This window comes from Pedobacter africanus, assembly GCF_040548825.1.
Lineage (GTDB): Bacteria > Bacteroidota > Bacteroidia > Sphingobacteriales > Sphingobacteriaceae > Pedobacter > Pedobacter africanus_A.
Genome location: NZ_JBEPSL010000001.1, coordinates 1,605,220 through 1,625,721, shown reverse-complemented (window position 1 = coordinate 1,625,721; position 20,502 = coordinate 1,605,220). Strand labels below are relative to the sequence as shown.

At 43.4% G+C, this 20,502-nt stretch carries 13 protein-coding genes; 10 read left to right on the top strand and 3 right to left on the bottom strand.

The annotated features are described in order from the left end of the window. Positions 1 to 24 precede the first annotated feature (24 nt). The 6 genes from ABIE26_RS06655 to ABIE26_RS06630 all read left to right on the top strand — a co-directional run bounded on the left by ABIE26_RS06655 (position 25) and on the right by ABIE26_RS06630 (position 8,659). Positions 25 to 3,069, top strand: coding sequence for a sulfatase-like hydrolase/transferase (locus tag ABIE26_RS06655; RefSeq protein WP_310138691.1), 3,045 nt, complete (start codon positions 25 to 27; stop codon positions 3,067 to 3,069). A gap of 36 nt (positions 3,070 to 3,105) precedes the next feature. Then, positions 3,106 to 4,029 (top strand): dihydrodipicolinate synthase family protein, encoded by a 924-nt coding sequence (locus tag ABIE26_RS06650; protein WP_310138692.1) that lies wholly within the window; start codon positions 3,106 to 3,108, stop codon positions 4,027 to 4,029. A 29-nt stretch (positions 4,030 to 4,058) separates the two neighbouring features. After that, entirely contained in the window at positions 4,059 to 5,084 is a 1,026-nt protein-coding gene (locus ABIE26_RS06645; protein ID WP_310138694.1) for a galactose oxidase, read from the top strand. 28 nt (positions 5,085 to 5,112) lie between these two features. Then, a complete protein-coding gene (locus ABIE26_RS06640) occupies positions 5,113 to 6,354 on the top strand; it encodes an MFS transporter (RefSeq protein ID WP_310138696.1) in 1,242 nt (413 codons plus the stop codon). Between the two features lie 78 nt (positions 6,355 to 6,432). Then, positions 6,433 to 7,830 carry a sialate O-acetylesterase gene (locus ABIE26_RS06635; RefSeq protein WP_310138698.1) on the top strand — a complete coding sequence of 466 codons (1,398 nt, stop codon included), beginning with the start codon at positions 6,433 to 6,435 and terminating at the stop codon, positions 7,828 to 7,830. Between the two features lie 82 nt (positions 7,831 to 7,912). Next, entirely contained in the window at positions 7,913 to 8,659 is a 747-nt protein-coding gene (locus tag ABIE26_RS06630; RefSeq protein ID WP_310138699.1) for a hypothetical protein, read from the top strand. Positions 8,660 to 8,670: 11 nt separating this feature from the next. Here ABIE26_RS06630 and ABIE26_RS06625 read toward each other — a convergent pair whose 3' ends face one another. The 3 genes from ABIE26_RS06625 to ABIE26_RS06615 all read right to left on the bottom strand — a co-directional run bounded on the left by ABIE26_RS06625 (position 8,671) and on the right by ABIE26_RS06615 (position 12,286). Next, a complete protein-coding gene (locus ABIE26_RS06625; protein WP_310138702.1) occupies positions 8,671 to 10,455 on the bottom strand; it encodes a PQQ-dependent sugar dehydrogenase in 1,785 nt (594 codons plus the stop codon). An 83-nt stretch (positions 10,456 to 10,538) separates the two neighbouring features. After that, complete coding sequence (locus tag ABIE26_RS06620; protein ID WP_310138703.1) at positions 10,539 to 11,393, bottom strand: HD domain-containing protein; 855 nt, start codon at positions 11,391 to 11,393, stop codon at positions 10,539 to 10,541. Positions 11,394 to 11,695: 302 nt separating this feature from the next. Next, positions 11,696 to 12,286 (bottom strand): RNA polymerase sigma factor, encoded by a 591-nt coding sequence (locus tag ABIE26_RS06615; protein WP_310138704.1) that lies wholly within the window; start codon positions 12,284 to 12,286, stop codon positions 11,696 to 11,698. A gap of 134 nt (positions 12,287 to 12,420) precedes the next feature. Here ABIE26_RS06615 and ABIE26_RS06610 point away from each other — a divergent pair, with 134 nt between their 5' ends. From ABIE26_RS06610 to ABIE26_RS06595, 4 genes are all read left to right on the top strand, one after another. Continuing rightward, positions 12,421 to 13,626, top strand: coding sequence for a FecR family protein (locus tag ABIE26_RS06610; protein ID WP_310138706.1), 1,206 nt, complete (start codon positions 12,421 to 12,423; stop codon positions 13,624 to 13,626). A 121-nt stretch (positions 13,627 to 13,747) separates the two neighbouring features. Next, on the top strand, positions 13,748 to 17,419 hold the full coding sequence (locus ABIE26_RS06605; RefSeq protein WP_310138709.1) for a SusC/RagA family TonB-linked outer membrane protein: 3,672 nt from the start codon (positions 13,748 to 13,750) through the stop codon (positions 17,417 to 17,419). A gap of 10 nt (positions 17,420 to 17,429) precedes the next feature. Beyond that, a complete protein-coding gene (locus ABIE26_RS06600) occupies positions 17,430 to 18,905 on the top strand; it encodes a RagB/SusD family nutrient uptake outer membrane protein (protein WP_310138710.1) in 1,476 nt (491 codons plus the stop codon). A 51-nt stretch (positions 18,906 to 18,956) separates the two neighbouring features. Next, positions 18,957 to 20,498, top strand: a complete 1,542-nt coding sequence (locus ABIE26_RS06595) for a redoxin domain-containing protein (RefSeq protein WP_310138714.1) — start codon at positions 18,957 to 18,959, stop codon at positions 20,496 to 20,498. Positions 20,499 to 20,502 lie beyond the last annotated feature (4 nt).

The window sequence follows — 20,502 nt, the reverse complement described above, 5'->3', positions numbered from 1 at the left end:
CAAATAATTCATTATAAAACAAATATGAAAGATCAGAGATATATTTTAGCCATTGCTGTTGCGCTGCTGACAATTGCCAGTTCAGGTGTAAGCCGGGGGCAGGGCAGCAAACAGCAAAAACCCAATGTTCTTTTTATTGCGGTAGACGATTTGCGTCCGGAGCTGGGATGCTACGGGAACAAAATCGTGAAAAGCCCAAATATAGATAAACTGGCAAAATCAGGTGTTTTATTTAACCAGGCCTATTGCCAACAGGCCGTATGTTCGCCTTCCCGGACTTCTATAATGACCGGAAGAAGGCCAGATGCTACCAAGGTATGGGACCTGAAAACACAATTCCGCAATACCATTCCGGATGTCATTACCTTACCCCAGTATTTTAAAAACAACGGATACCATACCCAGAGCATTGGCAAGATTTACCATGACCCGGCAGCTGCGCAGGATGCACTTTCCTGGTCTGTACCGGAGATACTTGCGGTAACCAAAAAGGAAGGTAAATATGTGCTGCCTGAAAATCTCCGTACAAAATCGGCTAAAGCTGCATCTACAGAAAAAGCAGATGTACCTGACAATGCCTATGTTGACGGACAGGTAGCCGAGCAGGCCACAGAAGTGTTAAGGAACATTAAAGACAAACCCTTCTTTTTGGCCGTAGGATTCCGCAGGCCGCATTTGCCCTTCAGCGCCCCAAAGAAATACTGGAACATGTACAATCCAGAAGAAATTATCCCGCCCGCACAGAAAGGCCTTCCGAAAAATATACCTCCATATGCGGCCCATAAAAATGAGGAACTCAGGGGATATACCGACATTGGCACTGATCGTCCGATTACTGATCCTAAAACACGGGAATTGCTACATGCTTATTATGCGGCAATCAGTTATACGGATGCCCAGATTGGTAAAGTTCTGGCCGAACTGGATCGTTTAAACCTGACAAAAAATACCATTATTGTATTGTGGAGTGATCATGGTTTCCATCTCGGAGAAAAAGGCCTCTGGGCAAAATCAACCAATTATGAATGGGACACCAGGGTGCCTTTAATCATTTCAGTTCCGGGAAAGAAACACGGTGTAAGATCTGATGCTTTGGTTGAACTGGTGGATTTATACCCCACACTGACTGAACTTGGCGGTCTGGGAATCCCGGCTGGCCTGGAAGGGACTGCATTATCACCTTTATTGGATCAGCCCAATCAACCCTGGAAAACAGCAGCATTCAGTCAATTTCCAAGGCCATGGTTGTATAAAGGAATGCCAGAGCTGATGGGCTATACCATGAGAACAAAAAGATACCGCTATGTGGAATGGCACGATTTTAAAACGGGGGCAGTAAAGGCAAAGGAACTTTACGACCGCCAGCACGACCCCGATGAGTTCAAAAATATTGCTGATCTGCCATCCAATGCCGGCCTGGTAAAACAACTGGGAGAACAGCTCAATGAGGGCTGGCAGGCGGCACGCCCTGTTGCTGCTGTATCAGCGGTAACAAAAGATCAGGTACTGCAGAAAAAATATAAGATCCCGGTACTTAAGGGCAAGGAAAACAATCCTGTAATACGCCTGAAAGTTCAACTCAAGGATGCTGCCACACTGCAGCAAATTGAGCTCCTCACCACAGGCACACTTCCGCTTTCAGCCATTCAAAGCCTGAAAATTTTTGCATTGGGGCCGGATTCAGCATTGCTGAAAACAGAAAGGTCGGAAAGGGGAGTGCTTTTTGCCGAAGCAAAAGCCCCGATCAGGGAAAAAACCATTCTAAATGGGAACCTGCCGCTAAAAAAAGGAAGCAGCTACCTCTGGATAACGCTGACTTTAAATCCGGATGCCGATATGAGCACATTTTTGAATATCAATGCCAGTAGTGCAACGTTAAACAAGGGCAGTCTGAAAATAATCCCTGATAATTACGCAAGCCGTCTGGGTGTTGCGCTTAGGCAACACGGTCAGGACGGAGTGCACACCTACAGGATTCCCGGACTGGCTACCGCCAACGATGGTACTTTGCTGGGTGTTTATGATGCTCGCTACGACAGCGGAAGGGACCTGCAGGGAAACATAGACATAGGCTTGTCCAGAAGCACAGATAAAGGCAAAACCTGGCTGCCCATGCAAATTGTATTGGATATGGGTACCTGGGGCAATTTACCCGAAAAATTTAACGGCGTTTCTGATGCCAACATCCTGGTCGACAAAAAGACCGGTCATATATTTATCGCAGGCCTCTGGATGTATGGGGTAATCAACGATCAGGGCAAATGGATTGAAGGCCTGAATGAAGGCAGTAAAGACTGGAACCACCAGTGGAAAACCAAAGGTTCGCAACCAGGTTTTGACGTGAAACAAACCGCACAGTTCCTGGTGGTAAAAAGCACCGACAATGGTAAAACATGGGCCAAGCCGGTAAACCTGACCAAAATGTGCAAGCAGGAAGACTGGTGGTTATGGGCACCCGCTCCGGGTCAGGGCATTACGCTTAAAGACGGAACAATCGTATTTCCAACCCAGGGCAGAAACGCAAAAGGAGAAGCTTTTTCCAACATTACCTATAGTAAGGATGGCGGCAAGACCTGGAAAACAAGCAAAGCCGCAGTTGCTGAATCCACAACGGAAAATATGGCCGTAGAACTTACTGACGGCACATTGATGTTAAACATGCGTTCCAATAAAAACACTACCGACACCAGCAGCACCAACGGAAGGGCAGTGGCCATTACCCGGAACCTTGGAAAGGACTGGGATCTACATTCAAGCTCGCACAATGCCTTGCAGGAACCTACCTGTATGGCCAGCATCATCCGTCATGATTTTGAGTACAAAGGGAAGAAAAGATCGGTTCTGCTGTTTTCCAATCCTGATTCAAAAACGATACGCAAAAACCTCAGCATTAAAATCAGCTTTGATGACGGCAAAACCTGGTCCGATAAAAAGATACTGCTGGATGAAGAAAAAAGCAGGGGCTATTCCTGTTTAACGAGTATAGACAACAACACCATAGGTATATTATATGAAAGCAGTCAGGCCGACCTGGTATTTCAGGCCATCCAGCTGGATGAACTGCTTTAAAATGAAACAAAACAACTACTAAAAAACAATTGATATATGAATAAGATAACCGGGCTAATAGCAGCAACATTTGCTGCTTATCGTGAAGATGGAACTATAAATTTAGCGCTCATTCCATCCATTGTAGATAAAATGGTGAATGATGGCTTGTCGGGCGTATTTATTTGCGGCACCAACGGAGAAGGCCCAAATCTGACTATCGAAGAACGGATGGCCATTGCTGAGGCCTATGTGAAAGCTGCTGATAAAAGAATCCTTGTATTGGTGCACGTAGGGCACAGCTCTATTGCCGAATGCCGTAAACTTGCTGCCCATGCCGAGCAAATCGGTGCGGATGCCATCTCCTCGGTAGCTGCCTTTTATTTCAAGCCAAGCTCAGTGGCCAACCTGGTAAAAAGCATGGCCCAGATTGCCTCGGCGGCACCAAATACGCCCTTCTACTATTACAGCATTCCTGCCCTTACCGGTGTAGGCATGGATATGATCAGCTTTTTAAAAGAAGCTGAAGTGCTGATCCCCAATCTGGCCGGCATTAAGTATACCGCGGCTACCTTGCACGAGTACCAGGCTTGTTTAAATTACCGGAACGGAAAATTTGACATTCTTTTTGGCTACGATGAAATGTTGTTACCAGCACTGGCTGTAGGTGCTAAAGGAGCCATTGGCAGTACTTATACCTTTGCCGCCCCTTTGTACCTGAAGGTAATGAAGCTTTACGAAGAAGGATTAAATGCTGAGGCTGCCGCTACGCAGCTGCATGCAGTGAATATGGTGAGGGAGCTGGTAAAATATCCACCAATACCCGCACAGCGTGCCATTATGGAAATGGAAGGTTTTAATTTAGGCAAATGCCGTTTACCACTTGAACCACTGTCGGCTAAAGAATCGAGTGACTTCAAAAATGCACTGCAGGAACTCGATTTCTTTAATATCGTTAAGCAGGCTTACCAACTCATATGAGACCCATTTATTTACTTCTAATCTTAGCTATGACAACAGTTTTAACGGAGGGGCTTGCCCAATCCGGTACCAAACCGGTGCCGGGCTGGTCGGAGTTCAGTCCAATACCCGATCAAATTGGCTTTGCTGGTTCTTTTGCAGGCATTTCAAATGGCACATTACTGGTAGCAGGCGGTGCAAATTTTCCGGATGGCGGAGCACCCTGGACAGGTTCCAAAAAAGTATGGCAGGACCATATTTTTGCACTTGAAAAACCGAATGGTACCTGGAAACTGGCAGGAAAATTACCCCAACCATTGGGCTACGGAGCATCCATCAGCTGGAAAGGAACACTGATCATCATCGGTGGGAGCAACGAAAAAGGGCATTATGCGGATGTGTTTCAGCTAAAATACAATGGGGGTCGTATAGAAAAGACAGATTTACCTCCCTTACCAACTGCCATAGCCAATACTTCGGGAATACTGGCGGGGGATGTCATCTATATTGCAGGCGGAATTGAGCGTCCGGATGCCCGAAATGCCGGCCAGAATTTCTGGTCGCTTGACCTGCAGGCCAAAAAAAGGGAATGGAAAATATTGAAATCCTGGCCAGGTGCAGGCCGCATGTTTGCCGTTACCGGGGCAATGGGAAATGATTGCTACCTGTTTAGCGGCAGCGAACTGATCAATGGCAGCAGGAACTACCTTAAAGATGCCTATAGCTATAACCCGCAAACAGGGTGGAAAAAAATTGCCGATCTGCCGGTTTCTGTTGCCGCAGCACCAAGTCCGGCCTTTACGCTAAACCAAAACCTGCTGGTGTTTGGCGGTGATGATGGCAGACTTGCTGCCGATGCCGCGGTATTGAAAGAAAAACATCCCGGATTCTCCACACAGGTATTGAATTACAATACCTTTACAGATAGCTGGTCTGTAGTTACAAAAATACCTGCACCAGCCCCGGTTACCACGAGCCTGACCGTATGGAATGGGAATGTTGTAATTCCGGGAGGTGAAGTCAGGCCTGCGGTAAGAACACCAAAGGTTCTTACTTACAAACCATTAAAAAAATAAAAACCTTAATCCGATCAAAACCAGATACATGAAAAATTCTGTACAAAGCAGCACACTTTACGCCTGGATCATTGTGGCCATGCTATGGGTTGTTGCCTTTTTAAATTACCTGGACCGCATTTTAATTACTTCTATGCGCGACCCAATAGTGGCTGATTTCCATTTATCAGATGCGCAATTTGGCCTGCTCACTTCTGTATTCCTATGGTCGTACGGTATTTTGAGTCCTTTTGGCGGCTTCTTTGCCGATAGGTACAGCCGCAAAAAAGTGATTGTGTTCAGTGTAATGGTATGGTCGGCCGTAACGCTGTGGACCGGCTTTGCAGCCTCATTTCAGGAAATGCTGATCGCACGCTTTTTAATGGGGGTTAGTGAAGCCTGCTATATACCGGCAGCATTGGCATTAATTACCGATTACCATAAAGGCCGCACACGCTCGCTGGCCACCGGGCTGCACATGAGCGGTCTTTATGCCGGACTGGCCCTGGGCGGTATGGGCGGCTACATCGCCGAATTGTGGGGCTGGCGTTTTGGCTTTCACATTTTTGGTGCCGTAGGGATTTTTTATTCCTTGCTGCTTTTGTACGTCCTGAAAGACCATAAAGCCTCTGCTGAAACAGCTTTAGAGGCCTCTGTTAGCGAGGACAAAGAAAAGATCAGTTTAACAGGAGCATTAAAAGTACTGTTCAGTGAGACTTCTTTCTATATTCTGCTGATCTATTTTGCCGTTCTGGGCATCGTAAACTGGCTGGTGTACGGCTGGCTGCCCACATTCCTTAAAGATCATTTTCACCTTAACCTGGGCGAAGCCGGAATTTCTGCTACAGGTTATATCCAGATCGGCTCATTTGTTGGTGTAATAGCAGGAGGGATACTGGCCGACAGGTGGACACGTAAAAACAACAGAGGCCGCTTGTATATACTCATTATTGGATTTACACTGGGTGCGCCCTTCCTGTTCCTGATGGCCTCCACCAGCATCTTTAGTATCGCTATTATCGCCATGCTTATTTTTGGATTGGCCAGGGGCTTTAATGACGCGAATATGATGCCCATACTGCGACAGGTGGCAGACAGCAGGTACATTGCAACCGGATATGGCTTTCTTAACTTCCTGAGCACCATTGTGGGCGGACTAATGGTTTATGTGGGCGGTGCATTAAAAGATGCCCAGGTAGATCTTTCCATCGTCTATCAGGTTTCTGCAGTGGTTATGCTCCTGGCCACCTGGCTTTTATTTGCCGTGAAGCTAAAAAAGAACAATACCTGACATTTTAAATTACTATTTTGTTTACGTACACGAGTTTCTTATCTTGTACATTATTAAGCCATAAACCAAAACCAACAAATGAAAGCTTTGAAATTATTACCTGTAGCAGCAGCATTGCTCTTTTCCTTCAATTCCTATTCAAAAGTTACTTTGCCCGCCATCATCTCCAATGGGATGGTATTGCAGCAACAAAGTAATGCTGCCTTATGGGGCAAGGCAAAAAGCGGTGCAAAGCTTACAATCATTACTTCCTGGAACCAAAAAACATATACTGCCAATGCAGCTAAAGACGGCAGCTGGAGGCTGTCTGTACAGACGCCCAAAGCTGGTGGCCCTTTTAAAATCACGTTCAACGATGGCGAAAAACTGGTGCTCGACGATATCCTGATTGGTGAGGTATGGTTATGCTCGGGTCAATCGAATATGGAAATGCAGGTTAAAGGCTACAGCAACCAGCCGATATTGCACAGCAACGATATACTGACAGAAGCAGAAGAACCGGGGGTAAGGCTCTTCAGGGTAGAAAGAAACATGTCGAGAACTCCTTTAACAGAACTGAATGCCAAATGGGAGCATACCAATTCTGAGACCGTTGGCCAGTTCAGTGCAGTAGGGTACCAGTTTGCCCGCATGCTGCAGCAACGCCTTAAAGTACCTGTAGGTATTATCCAATCGGCCTTTGGAGGTACCGTGATAGAAGCATGGATGAACAAAAAAGCCTTTGAAGGCGTTACCGATTTTAAGATCCCGGCTGATACGGCTAAGATCATTAAAAACGAACCCTTTGTACTTTTTAATGCGATGATCAATCCGATAGCTGGTTTTAACATCAAGGGTGCACTATGGTACCAGGGCGAAAACAACAGGTTCAATGCCGGTACCTATGATAAAAAAATGGAAGCTATGGTAAAAGAGTGGCGCAGCATATGGGGCTGTGGCGAATTTCCTTTTTATTATGTACAGCTGGCCCCAAATGTTTACAAAGATGGCAAAGACCAGGTACCAGTGATCTACGAATCCCAGGCCAGGGCGATGAGTCTGATCCCGAATTCAGGAATGGTGGTAAGCGTGGATGCCGGCAGCCAGACTACGATACACCCGCCAGATAAAACCATCATTGCCAAAAGGTTATTGTACTGGGCGCTGGCCAGAACCTATGGTAAAAAAGGTGTTTCCTATATGGGGCCGGTTTATAAAGCTTTAAAGGTTGAAGGGGCCAAAGCCATTGTTAGTTTTGATGAAATTCCTGCAGGATTGACGGCATACGATAAACCGCTGATCTCTTTTGAGGTAGCAGGGGCAGATAAAGTATTTTATCCGGCAACAGCTGTCATCAGCGGCAAAACAGTGGTTGTACAAAGCAATGATGTTAAAACCCCGGTAGCAGTAAGGTATGCTTTTAAAGACAGATCGGAAGGCAATCTTTACAATGTTGAAGGGCTACCCGCAGCACCATTCAGGACAGATAACTGGTAAACTTATCCATAAAAAAATAATAACTTGCGCATAAATTAACCGATCCGTCGTTAATGTAATCAAAGCAACGTATATCTATTTTATGGTCAAAAACTATAAGTTCCTGCCGCTCATTGCCCTTATCTTTCTAAGTTCCTGCTCTTCTATGTATATGCCCAATGTTCCGAACACCCCTATGCTGAGCCAGAAGGGAGAGTTTAGCGGAGGGGTACACCTTTCGCCCCGGTTTAACACCAGCATCAACGGCGCCTATGCAGTTTCCGATCACATAGGCGTATTGTTTAGCGGCTCTTATATGAACAGGGAAAGAGAAAGTAAAGATTACCGGCATAAGCTGGTAGAAGTTGGCGGGGGCTGGTTTGATACTTTCGGGCCGGATAATAACCGCATTATCGAGATCTATGTAGGCTATGGCGGCGGCAGAACCGACCGGACTTTCAGAACTTTTGACGACAATAACATGCTAACTGCTACAGATATAGAGGAAGTAACCTACAGCAAAACCTTTTTACAGGTAAACTACAGTTCAAAAAAGAACAACAACCTGCGTTTGTTTGGCAAAGATTTCCCTTTGAACTATGGCACGGCCCTGCGCATCAGCGATGTGAACATGAAAACCTTCATGCGCAATTCAATGGGGCAGCAACGGGAAGGAAATGTGTTTTTTGAACCGGTTTTCTTTACCAGGATGCGCCTGAGCGAATTGGTTCAGCTGCAATATACCACCAGCGGAACTTTTGGCATCAACAGCAGAAAATTCATGAATGCCGGCAATTCCATATTTACACTTGGCGCCGTATTTAACCTGAACGGAAAAAAAGCAAAATAGCCAGACTGAGGTTATTTTGCTTTTAAAGACATAATCCAGCTGGCAATCTGTTTTACTTCAGCTTCTTTCATGGCCGGATGGGCAGGCATAGGAACCTCGCCCCATACACCAGTACTGCCTTTCGCTATTTTACCACTGAGATAAGCAACTGCATTCTTATTTTGTTTGTATTTGGCAGCGACCCTTATAAAGGACGGCCCTATAGAGGTTCCATTTTCTTTATGACAGGTACTGCAATCTGACCTGAGCATTAATGATTTTCCTGTAGCTGCCTGAGTTGTCCTCTGGTGCCCCATTGGTACAGCCACAGTGCCTGGCTTTTTGGTATTTGAGACATACTGAGGAAGTTTAGTAGTTTTCAGATAGTCAATCCTTGCAATTCCTGCATCCGGATTTTTAGAGAACCAGCCTTTGCCATATTCCAGGATATACAATTTACCATCGGGGCCAAGTTCCATGTCAATAGGTGCCGCCAATGATATATTTGTAAGAAAAGGCTCCATACTCAGGTAATTTCCTTCCGGGGACATGGTTACGGCCTTCACCCAGCCTCGCATCCATTCATAAATGATCAGTTTGCCGTTATAATAAGCCGGATAGGGTGCAATACCAGGTTTTGTATGGTAAACAGGTCCGGCCATAGCTGTCCGCCCGCCTGAACCTACATCAGGAAATTCTTTTGAAACCCCATAAGGATACCAGATATAGGCAGGTTCTGCTGCTGGCAGCGTAGTTAAGCCTGTGTTATTTGGCGAATTGTTAATCGGCTCAGCAGGATTAAAGGCTGGTCCGTTTTGCCCGTTGGTATAGTCATAAGCTTTGTAAGCATAGTTGTTGCCAATAAATAATGGCCAGCCAAAATTCCCGGCTTTACGGGCCTGGTTAATTTCATCATAACCCCGAGGCCCTCTAAGTTCGTTATCATCATTTGCATCAGGGCCAACTTCACCCCAATATAAAAAACCTGTCTGCTGATCTACTGATATCCGGTAGGGGTTCCTGTTGCCCATAACATAGATCTCAGGCTTGCTTTTCGGATCATTTTCAGGGAATAAGTTACCATCAGGAATACTGTAAGTACCATCTGGTTTCATTTTGATTCTTAATATCTTACCTCTAAGATCGTTGGTGTTACCTGAGGATCTTCTGGCATCGTACTGATGCAGCCCAGGTCTGTTGTCTAAAGGGGCATAACCCTTATTTACATATTCATTTTTAGGCACATCAAAAGGAGTAGAGTTGTCACCGGTAGATACGTATAGTAACTTATCCGGCCCAAAAGCAATAGAACCTCCTGTATGGCAGCAAATCTCCCTTTGAGAATAAAACTCAAGGACTACTTTTTCAGATGCCGGGCTGATTTTATCGTTGACCAGCCTAAAGCGGGACAAGCGGTTTACGGAAGTTTTTAACGGACTGTAAAATATAAACACATATTGGTTTGTTGCAAAATCAGGATCCGGGGCAATACCCAGCAATCCTTCTTCGGCATTTACATTGGGCACACTGGTTTTAAAGTAAACATCCAGTTTGAGTGCCTCTTTCAATGTTTTAGTCTTGTTCTTGTAAAGCATTACCTCGCCTCTACGCTGCGTTACAAGGATATCCAGATTTGGAAGAACAGCCATTTCTGTAGGTTCTGTAAACTGTCCCTTCACCAGGCTTGTTTTCACAAACCGACGCTGGTCTGGGGTATCAGCTTGTGAATTGTACTTTTTCTCCGTTCCAGGATTGCTAAAAAAGGACAGTAGGAAATAGCCAATGCCGGAGAGCATTAAAGTAGGTAATATTTTCATGGTTAGTTTGTGTGTGTTTTATACACTAATCTATTACTAAATAATCAGGACCACAAGTAATAAATTAAAAAACAGGAGATTACCTACACCAGAAGCGCCTTTAAGCGACGTGTCTTTATCTTTAAGGCAGATCCTTTCCTCAGGAACTCTGTATAGCCTTTGTGTAATTTAATGGCTTTTATAGCATCATACCCGGTGCTTGAGCTTCTTATTTTATTGAGCAGAAAGGTGTCATCTTTAAAAAGATCTGTTTCCTTTAAAAAACCTGTTTTTAAAAAGTCACGGATGATCAAAGCCAGCTGATGATTGGCATATACGTATAAAGGTGCGTTGAATACTTCCTGGTTTAGCTGTTTAAATACGTCATTGATCCAGTCGGCCTGTTTTTCATCGGTAACTACCATTTGTCCGTTTTGCAGACGTATGTGCTTTAAAAATAGCCTGGCATTATTCCAGCTGATCAAACGTGCGTGAAGCGAATCGCGCAGGGTATAATCCAGCCGGTCGGCACAAAGGTCGGGCAGGGGCCGTTCCAGTATATTAAAATCTCCATTCAGTACCTGGTCTGCACTGTAGCCATGTTTCACCAAAACATCCGGTATTTCTGAATCCATCAATACATCAGTAAATACCTGTTCATGGTAGTTTTCTTCGCCATTTTCGAATACATAATCGCCAACATGGGAAAAGGCGGTGTGCGACACATCGTGAAGCAGGCCGGCAATCTGTTCCAGTTCTGTGCCTCCAAGCATCCTGATGAGCAGGGCTACCCCAATAGAATGTTCCAGACGGGAATGGCCCAGATCGGGGTTTACCAGGAAAATTGCCCCGCTCTGATGAATACCAGCTAAACGCTTCAATGCCTTGGTATCCAAAAGATCAGCAAAAACTGCTGGCAGTTCCACATTTCCGTAAAGTATATCATTCACCTGTATCATTTTTGCTGGGGCTAAAAATTATATAATCGTATTAAATATTGATGACGCAATAATACTAATTATTTTAGCAAACAAAAAATAATGCGACTTTTTTTAGTGTTATAATCTTCCAATAAAAGCCCTATATGCGTCTAAGATACTTAGGATCCCGCTAGGTCTTTTCTAGGTCCTTTCTAGGTCGTCTCTAGGTCAAATAACCCAAAAAAGACCTACGAATGTCCTAATAAGGTTTAAAAGATATTTAAAGGGTAGAAGCAACAACCTTTAGCCTTAATTACAGTCGGCAAATGGACATTAAATCTTTATTTCAGAAACAGCCAGGCCAGTAAAATACTATAGGAAATTCCCGATTCTTTGAATTGCTGCCGGAGGTTCTTTAAGGCTTCAACAAGGTGGTTGTTTACTGTATTTTTAGAGATGTTTAATCTTGCTGCAATCTCCTCATGGCTAAGCCCTTCATAACGGCTAAGTTTAAAAACCAGCTGCTGCTGTTTGGGCAGTTTAGCTACAGACTGATCGGTAAATTCCTGCAGATCGGCCAGCAATACCGCTTCTTCTGTTTCATTATGTGCCTCGCTAAGGTCTGACCATAATTTTTCGCGTGCAGCTCCTGCTGTTGCTGCATTGCGCAGTACATTTAGCGTTAACCTCCTGGCAATCTTATATAAGTACGGACCGAGGGGGTAATTTACATCCAGCTGATGCCGGTTTGTCCAAAGGTTGATCAGGGTTTCCTGTACAATTTCCTGGCTCATTGCCTTGTTTTTAAGGAAACGCCAGGCAAAGCTATAAAGTTTGGTTTTATAAGTATCATAAACAATAGCAAATACAGGTTCTTCATTATTACGAAGCCCTATGATAAGTTTAGTTTCACTATGTATTTGCCCTTCCATGCCCCGGTTATTTCATCCCTGCAAGGTAAAAATAACTCGGCAATTTGCCTTCAGATAAAAAAATAAAAAAAAATGTATTCCGACTAGTTATCTTTTGCATCTGGCGTGTATTACCTATATTATCTCATTATAACATGACATCAGAAAAGAACTTCAATAAATCCAGAATACGTCAGTTGTTCGTTGCCTATGTGACCAATAGCATACCGCATACCGACTATAATGAGTTAATGGATTACGTACAGGAAGCCAGGCGTGATACAGAACTACATGCCTTTATGGAACAGGTATGGAATGCGCAACCCATAACGCAGCCTTTTACCGAGTTGGAATCGAAAGTACTGTATCAGCAGATTTTAAGTGACAAACGTTTTACTGCAAACCCCAAACCTACAATACCCGTTTATAGAATGTGGTACGGAATTGCAGCAAGTCTGGTACTGATCAGTCTGATTGCCATACTGATGCTGAATTACAGGGGCGTTTTTAAAGAAAAGGAGTTTTTATCAAAAAATATTATAAAAAATGATATTCCGCCCGGCACCCAGAAGGCTGTGCTAACCTTAGGTAACGGCATTCAGGTGGAGCTTACCGCTGCAGGCAACGATTCGTTGATGAGAAATTCGGAAAATATTGTTAAAGCAGCTGATGGACAGCTGGTTTATCAGCAATCCGGCAAAACAAGAGTAACCAGTTATAATACCATTGAAACCCCAAGGGGCGGACAATACCAGATCATACTTCCTGATGGGACCAAAGTATGGTTAAATAGCTCTTCCAGAATAAAATACCCTGAAAGCTTTGCCGGACTGCATAAAAGAGCGATAGAATTATCAGGGGAAGCTTATTTTGAAGTCGCACACAACCGGAAGCAGCCATTCACAGTAAATACGGACAATCAAACTGTTGAGGTTCTGGGAACCCATTTTAACGTCACTAGCTATGCTAATGAAAATGAAACCAGGACCACCTTAGTTGAAGGTTCGGTGAAAGTATCAAAAAATCAGGATAAAGATCAGCAACAATCCTTAACTTTGATACCAGGTCAGCAAGCTGTTTTAACCGGGGGAATACTTAATATTGAAAAGGCTGATCTGGAAGCTGCAACAGCCTGGAAAGACGGTTATTTTATTTTTAAGGATGAGAGTCTGCAAAGCATTATGCGCAAAATATCAAGGTGGTACGATGTTGAGGTTACCTACAGCAAAAATATTCCTGACAAGCGCTATGAGGGATCAATTTCACGATTTAAAAACGTATCCGAAATATTGAGAAAATTTGAGTTAACAGAAGGTGTTCATTTTAAAGTAGAAGGAAGGAGGATTACCGTTATGCCATAACTATACCCTGTAACGGTAACTGAATAAACCAGGAGTGATTGGAGCCACTCCCGGTAAATTTAGGTTACCTTTTAAATTGTCTTCACACAACCATATCAACTAACCTAAACAATTCAAATGTATGAAATTTTACATTCAATTGAAGCGTAAGCTACTGCTTTGCACTTCAACCAAAGGTATACTATCAAAACAAACAGTAATGCGGATAAACCTAACCTGTATTCTGCTCTTAATGACCCTGATGCAAGTATCTGCATCTGGTTTTGCCCAAAGACTGACCCTATCCAGAAAGAACATTACTCTTGAACAACTGTTCAGAGAAATCAAGGCACAAAGCGGTTACGACTTTCTATATGAACCACAGGAGCTGAGAAGTGCCAAACGCATCAGTATCAATGTAAATGGTGCCCAGCTCAGGAATGTCCTGGATGAGGCTTTTAACCATCAACCACTTACTTATACGATCGACCAGAATACCATTGTGGTCAGAAGAAAGGAAAAGTCATTGTTCGAATCTATTAGCGATTTCTTTAAGAAAATCAATATCAGTGGTAAAGTAACCGATCAAAAGGGAAATCCTTTACCTGGAGCAACTGTAAAGGTAAAAGGCAGCAGCAAAGCTGTGATCACCAATGCACAGGGAAATTTCAGATTAAACGATGTAGAAGAAGGCGTTGTGCTGGTTGTTTCCTATATAGGCTATAAACCTAAGGAAATAGCCGGCAGGGCTGGTTTTATGAACATTGTACTTGATGAATCTTCTGCAGAGCTTGCGGCAGTCGCGATCACAGGAAGTACTGGATATCAGAAAATATCCAAGGACAGAGCTACCGGTTCCTATGATGTAGTCGGTCAGGAGGTCTTGTCCAGACGGCCAGTTTCCAATTTGTCTACTGCACTACAGGGCACTGTTGCAGGTCTGCAAGCCAAAGAAAACCTGGATGGCAGTGTATCTTTTTTATTAAGAGGAGCGGGGACCATGAATTCAACAACCAATCAACCGCTTGCGGTAACACAACCATTGGTAGTAGTAGATGGTTTTGCCATTTCAGGATTTGATTTCAACAATATCAATCCCAATGATGTAGAATCAGTTACCGTATTAAAAGATGCTGCTGCCTTATCCATTTGGGGATCCAGGGGCGCTAATGGGGTAATTGTGATCACAACTAAAACGCCAAAAGCAGGAAAGTCCAATGTGGAAGTTCAGGCATTTACACGTATATCTGACATGATTGATCTGGACCAGGTGATGAGGCAGGCAAAGTCACCTGACCATATCCGTTATGAAAAACTTGCGTTTGATCGGAATTTGGTTCTTTTTCCTTATGCTGGTGGATTTACTGAAATCCAAAAGCCGCTGACCTTGGCCCAGGAACAATTATTTGCGTTTAGAAATGGTACCATCACCGAATCACAGTTAAACTCAGAGCTGGCCCGTCTTAGCGCAATTGACAACAGGTCTCAAATCCGTGAGGAATTGATGCAACGTGCTATTTTGAACCAGGTAAACCTCCGGTTTTCAGGTGGGACAGAAAAAATGAGGACTGCCGCCTCTTTATTGTATGAAAACAATCGGGAAGGATTTAAAAAAAGGGGCTATGACCGGGTCGTTCTCAATTTCAACAATAACTTTAAAGCCACATCTTTCCTTACTTTTAATTTCGGCGCAAACGTTTCTTACAGGAAGAACGACTTCAGTGGCGTGGGTGGACAATCAGGTACAGATATTGCTGAAATTGAGGAACTTTCCCCTTATGAATTGTTGTTAAACGAGGATGGAAGTTACGGGGTGAATTTACGTCGATTGAACAGGGTAGAACTGAGTAAGTTACCTTTAAACAAGTTTCCTTATCAGGACTGGTCATACAACTTACTAAGGGAAGTTCGTGGCAGGGAACGTACCAACGAAAACATTAGTGTACGACTCCAGGGAGGTGTTACCGCTAAAATTTTAAGCGGCTTAAATTTTGACGGTACTGCCCAATACGAAAAAAGAAAAATAAATTCCAGGTCGTATTTTAACGAAGAGACTTTTGAGGTTAGAAATTATGTGAATTCTTACCTGGAGTACAATGATGCGACCAAAGCTGTTGGCAAAATATATTTGCCGAAGGGAGGTATTTTACGCACATCGCAGGGAATTTATGACGGTTCCAACCTAAGGGAGGGTGATTTTCAAAGTTATACCTTAAGGGGACAATTTAATTTTGACAAAAAAATTGGGAATAAGCACCAGATTACGGCAATTGCAGGTTCGGAAATAGTTGACGAACTGACTACAGGACAAAATAACCCAACTGCATGGGGATACTTTCCAGAAAAGAATCAGATTACAGTCCCTCCCTACGGCTATGGAAGTTCAGTGAATCCACTCCGTACATTTGACAACCCTGTTGCAGCGGCACCATTACCCCCTTTAGGCTCTTTGTTTCCAACCGATGGAGGTAACACCATTTTGTCATGGAGGTCTAATCGCTTGGCTTCTTTTTACACCAGTGCCGGGTATACTTTTGACGGGAAATATAGCTTATCAGGAAGTGTAAGGAGTGACGCTTCGAATTTTATTACCGATAATCCAAAACTAAGATGGACCCCATTATGGTCGGTAGGCGCGATGTGGAATGCCGGAAATGAAAACTTTATAAAACCGTTAAAATGGATTGATGCCTTAAATGTACGTTTAACTTACGGGAGTAATGGCTTAGCCAATCAGACAGTTTCTACACAAACATTGGTAAATATTGGAACTTCACCAAATGCTAGTACCGGATTAATATCAGGTACAATTGGAACTGTAGGAAATGAACTTTTACGGTGGGAAAGGACCTATACCACCAATTTTGGTATTGATTTTTCATTGTTTGGGCGAAAGCTTTTTGGGAAGTTTGATGCTTACAATAAAATCGGCAAAGATATCGTTGGGAATATTGCACTTGCGTCGGCAACCGGAACAACCAGTGCACGCGTAAACAATGCAGGCATATCGAACAAGGGCATTGAAATTGAACTCGGAACATTGGTAACCATTAGCCGTGATTTTGCATATAACACCAATTTAACCTATGCTTACAACAAAAATAAGGTAACGAAGCTTTATTTTCCAGCACTTGTTGCTTTTGAGATGATTGATGGTCAGTATGTAGAAGAACGACCTGTAGGCGCTGTATACGCATACAACTACGCAGGTATGATTGACGGTGTACCATATGTTGAAGGCCCCAATCAAACACCATCCACAATGAATGCGGTTACTTTACATAACAGGGGCTTAGGCCGTGAATTTTTGAGGTATGAAGGAACTGCTATTCCGCCACATACCCTGGGTTGGATTAACAATTTTAGCTACAGAAACTTTAACCTAATGGTTGTAATGACTGGTACTTTTGGAGGTAAGTTCCGCAGACCGGTGTTTAATTATTCTACTACTGTTGGATCGAGTAAGACATCAGTAGACCGTTTTGTGGCGGATGTTTTTGCTGGCGACCCAACTATGCCAGAATTTCCAAAACTAAACGAATCCAATTCCTATTTATGGTCTAGGTATACGCCAAACCTGCATGGATTGGTAGAGAGTTCCTCTTTTATGGAATTGAAAGAGGTTAATTTAGAATATTTTCTTCCGAAATCATGGGCCAACAAAGCCAGCTTTAGTAACATTAAGGTGTATGCACAAATGAGAAATATGGGTTTGCTTTATACCAACAATAGCAAAAATTACCACCCGGAATGGTTACCGGGAACAAACAGGCCTGTTGGAACCTATACTTTCGGTCTAAATCTTCAATTTTAACTTATAAGCTATGAAATTATCATATATAACAACCTTAGGTATTATTTTAATGCTGAGTGGAACAGGTTGTAAACGTTTTTTAGAACAGGAACCAACTCGTCAGACATCTATTAAGAATGTAGACCAGTTACAAGCACTTGTTGATAATAGTCCTGCCCTGTGTGATGAACCAAACAATACAGCCGTATTTTCGACCGATGATACGGAAATTCCTGCTGATTTTTATAAAAATAATGTTAACAGGGCGCATGCATTGGCTTCTATATTTTATTACGTTTTTGATGTTGACATGATCGTTGGTGAACCTGCAGATAATTTTTGGAGTCGGGAATACCGTAATATATTTACTGCAAACACAGTACTTGACAATGTCGAAATGGCTGCTGGGTCAGCTACAGATAAAGCAATGGTTAAGGCAGATGCACATTTCCTCCGTGCATATTCTTATTGGATGCTTGCCAATTATTATTGTTTGCCTTACAGTTCAGCTAATTTGGCGACTCCAGGACTACCTTTAAAAAAAACTTCGAATGTTGAAGAGTCTCTTAAACGCTCAAGTTTGGGAGAAGTCTATCAGTTTATACTGGATGATCTCAACGAAGCGATGAAGGTGAACAGAGAGGATGTTGATGCTTCAAAGCGGTGGCGGGTCACCAGGAAAACGGTTGAAGCAATGCTTAGCAGGTATTACCTTTTTACAGAAGATTATCCTAAATCATTGGAATATGCAAATAGAGCTTTAAGTTCAACAAGTGTAGTGCTGAAAGATTATAAAACTATCATTGCCTCTCCTCCGATCGTATACAACAACCCTACAGCATCTTTGGAAATCCCCGAAATGTATAACTGGTCAAATTTACAGACACTCCAGTGGCCTGAACTTTATTACCCTCGCTATACAAATACCCCAGGCCAATGGTTTCAACCAAGCGAGTCTTTGTTACAGATGTACGAAGGCCAGAATGATCTTCGTTATAAGTGGTTTGTGATTGAAAACGGAGGCAGGAGATTCAGTGTGATCAGCCCTATTGCCTTTAGATATTCACAATTTAGCGATGGTCGTCAAATCATTTCTGGTCCTTCCCGGGCAGAAATGTTATTGAATAAGGCTGAAGCCCTAGCGCGTACCGGAAAGCCAGGCGAGGCTATGAATGCAGTTAATGAACTGCGGGCCGCCAGGTTTACCACACCAACAAACCTAAGCGCTGCTGATACTAATCAGGCTATTAAGAATGTACTGGCAGAACGAAGAAGGGAATTTCCTTTCGCCATGCGCTGGATGGACATCAGGAGGTTCAGTATAAACAATTATCCTGGGGATGATGTAACAGTCACACGGAACTTCTTCAAAGTCAATGCAGGTGGGGTAGATGTAAATACTCCCCAAACGTATACACTTCCTGTGGGCAGCAAGAGATATATGGTGCCTATTAACGGGGTAGATATCAATGCAAGCAATGGCCAGATCGAACAAAACAAATATTAATTAAGATTGGAAGGTCTCTCATCAGACCTTCCTTGTTTAAAACCTATAACTATGATATTGAACAGATTAAATGCAGCTGCAATGCTGCTTACTGGCATGCTATTTTTCAATTCAATTGAAGGGTTTGCCCAGCATGGTAAAAATGAAGTAGTTACCGACAAGGCCCAGCTTGCCAAACTGAAAGCTGCAGTAGAAGCAAGTCCCGATAGCTTAAGTGTACATACAGCTTATACCAAAGCCATCGGTACAGAAAATCCAGAACTGGAAAAACAATATGCCATCTGGATGAAAAAGCACCCTAAATCGGCTATGGTACCATATGGTATAGCAAAAGCCTATCTGAATGAAGAAAGTCCGAAAGCCAAACCTTACCTGTTAAAAGCAGTTGAGATCGACCCTAAATTTACAGAAGCCTGGGGAGGGTTGTGGTCGGACGGCGAACGTTGGGGGGATTTCAAATTATCTGCCAGCTATCTGGCTAAAGCAGCAGCATCCGATCCTTCTAATCCTACTTATGCCTTTTATTATGCGTCATCATTTAGTAAAACAGATGAGGTAAAATGGACAAAAATGAGCCTTGAAGTAGCCAAACGTTTTCCTGATCACGAACGTGGGGCGCAGGCATTGTATTGGCTTGCTGTGCGGTCAAAGAAAACTGTCGATAAAATGAAGTACTTTGAATTGTTGCACCACAGTTATGCGCCAGGTAAGTTCAACTGGTCGGCAAGTGGCATGTCTTCTTATTACAACATTTTGCTTTCAGAAAATCCTCAAAAGGCTGTAGCTCTGGCTCAGGAAATGCAAAAGACCGAAAAAGAGGAAAGAAAGCAATGGCCAGGCATGGTATTGCAAGCCCAGACCATAGCAAAAGCAAAAACACTAATGGATCAGAAAAAAGGTGCTGAAGCTTTGACTGAATTGAAACTGTTAAAATTATCGAAATATTCCTCGTTTAAAACAGAGTTGGAGCTGCTAAAAGCACAGGCAAATGATGTGGCCGGTAATACCAGGGGAGCTTACGATAGCCTGATTGTGGTTTTTGCAAAAAGTCCTTCTACTGCATTAAGAACTGCGATAGCCAGCTACGGCAATAAACTGAGCAAGAGCACAGCACAAACAGATGCAGATATCTGGGCAGGGTTAAATGCCAATGCACAAGTTGCCACTGCATTTAATGGTTTAAAACGTTACCTGAGCCCTGGTGAAGCTTCATTAGCCGATTATAAAGGCAAAGTAGTATTGTTAACCTACTGGTTTCCGGGCTGTGGGCCATGCCGTGGGGAGTTCCCGCACTTTGAAAATGTAGTCCAAAAATTTAAAGGTAAAGACCTGGAATACCTGGGCATCAACATCGTATCCAAACAAAATGACTATGTAGTACCCTTTATGAAGGGCAGTGGTTATAGCTTTACGCCTTTGGAAGATGTGGAAGGAAGGGCAAAAGGAAATCTGGATAACCGCAACGCAGCCCCTATGAATTTCCTGATCGATAAAGAAGGCCGCCTGATTTTCTCAAATTTCCGTACGGATGGCGACAATGAGGATGACCTGGAGCTGATGATCAATCTATTGCTCAACCCTAAACAAGCATAATTCA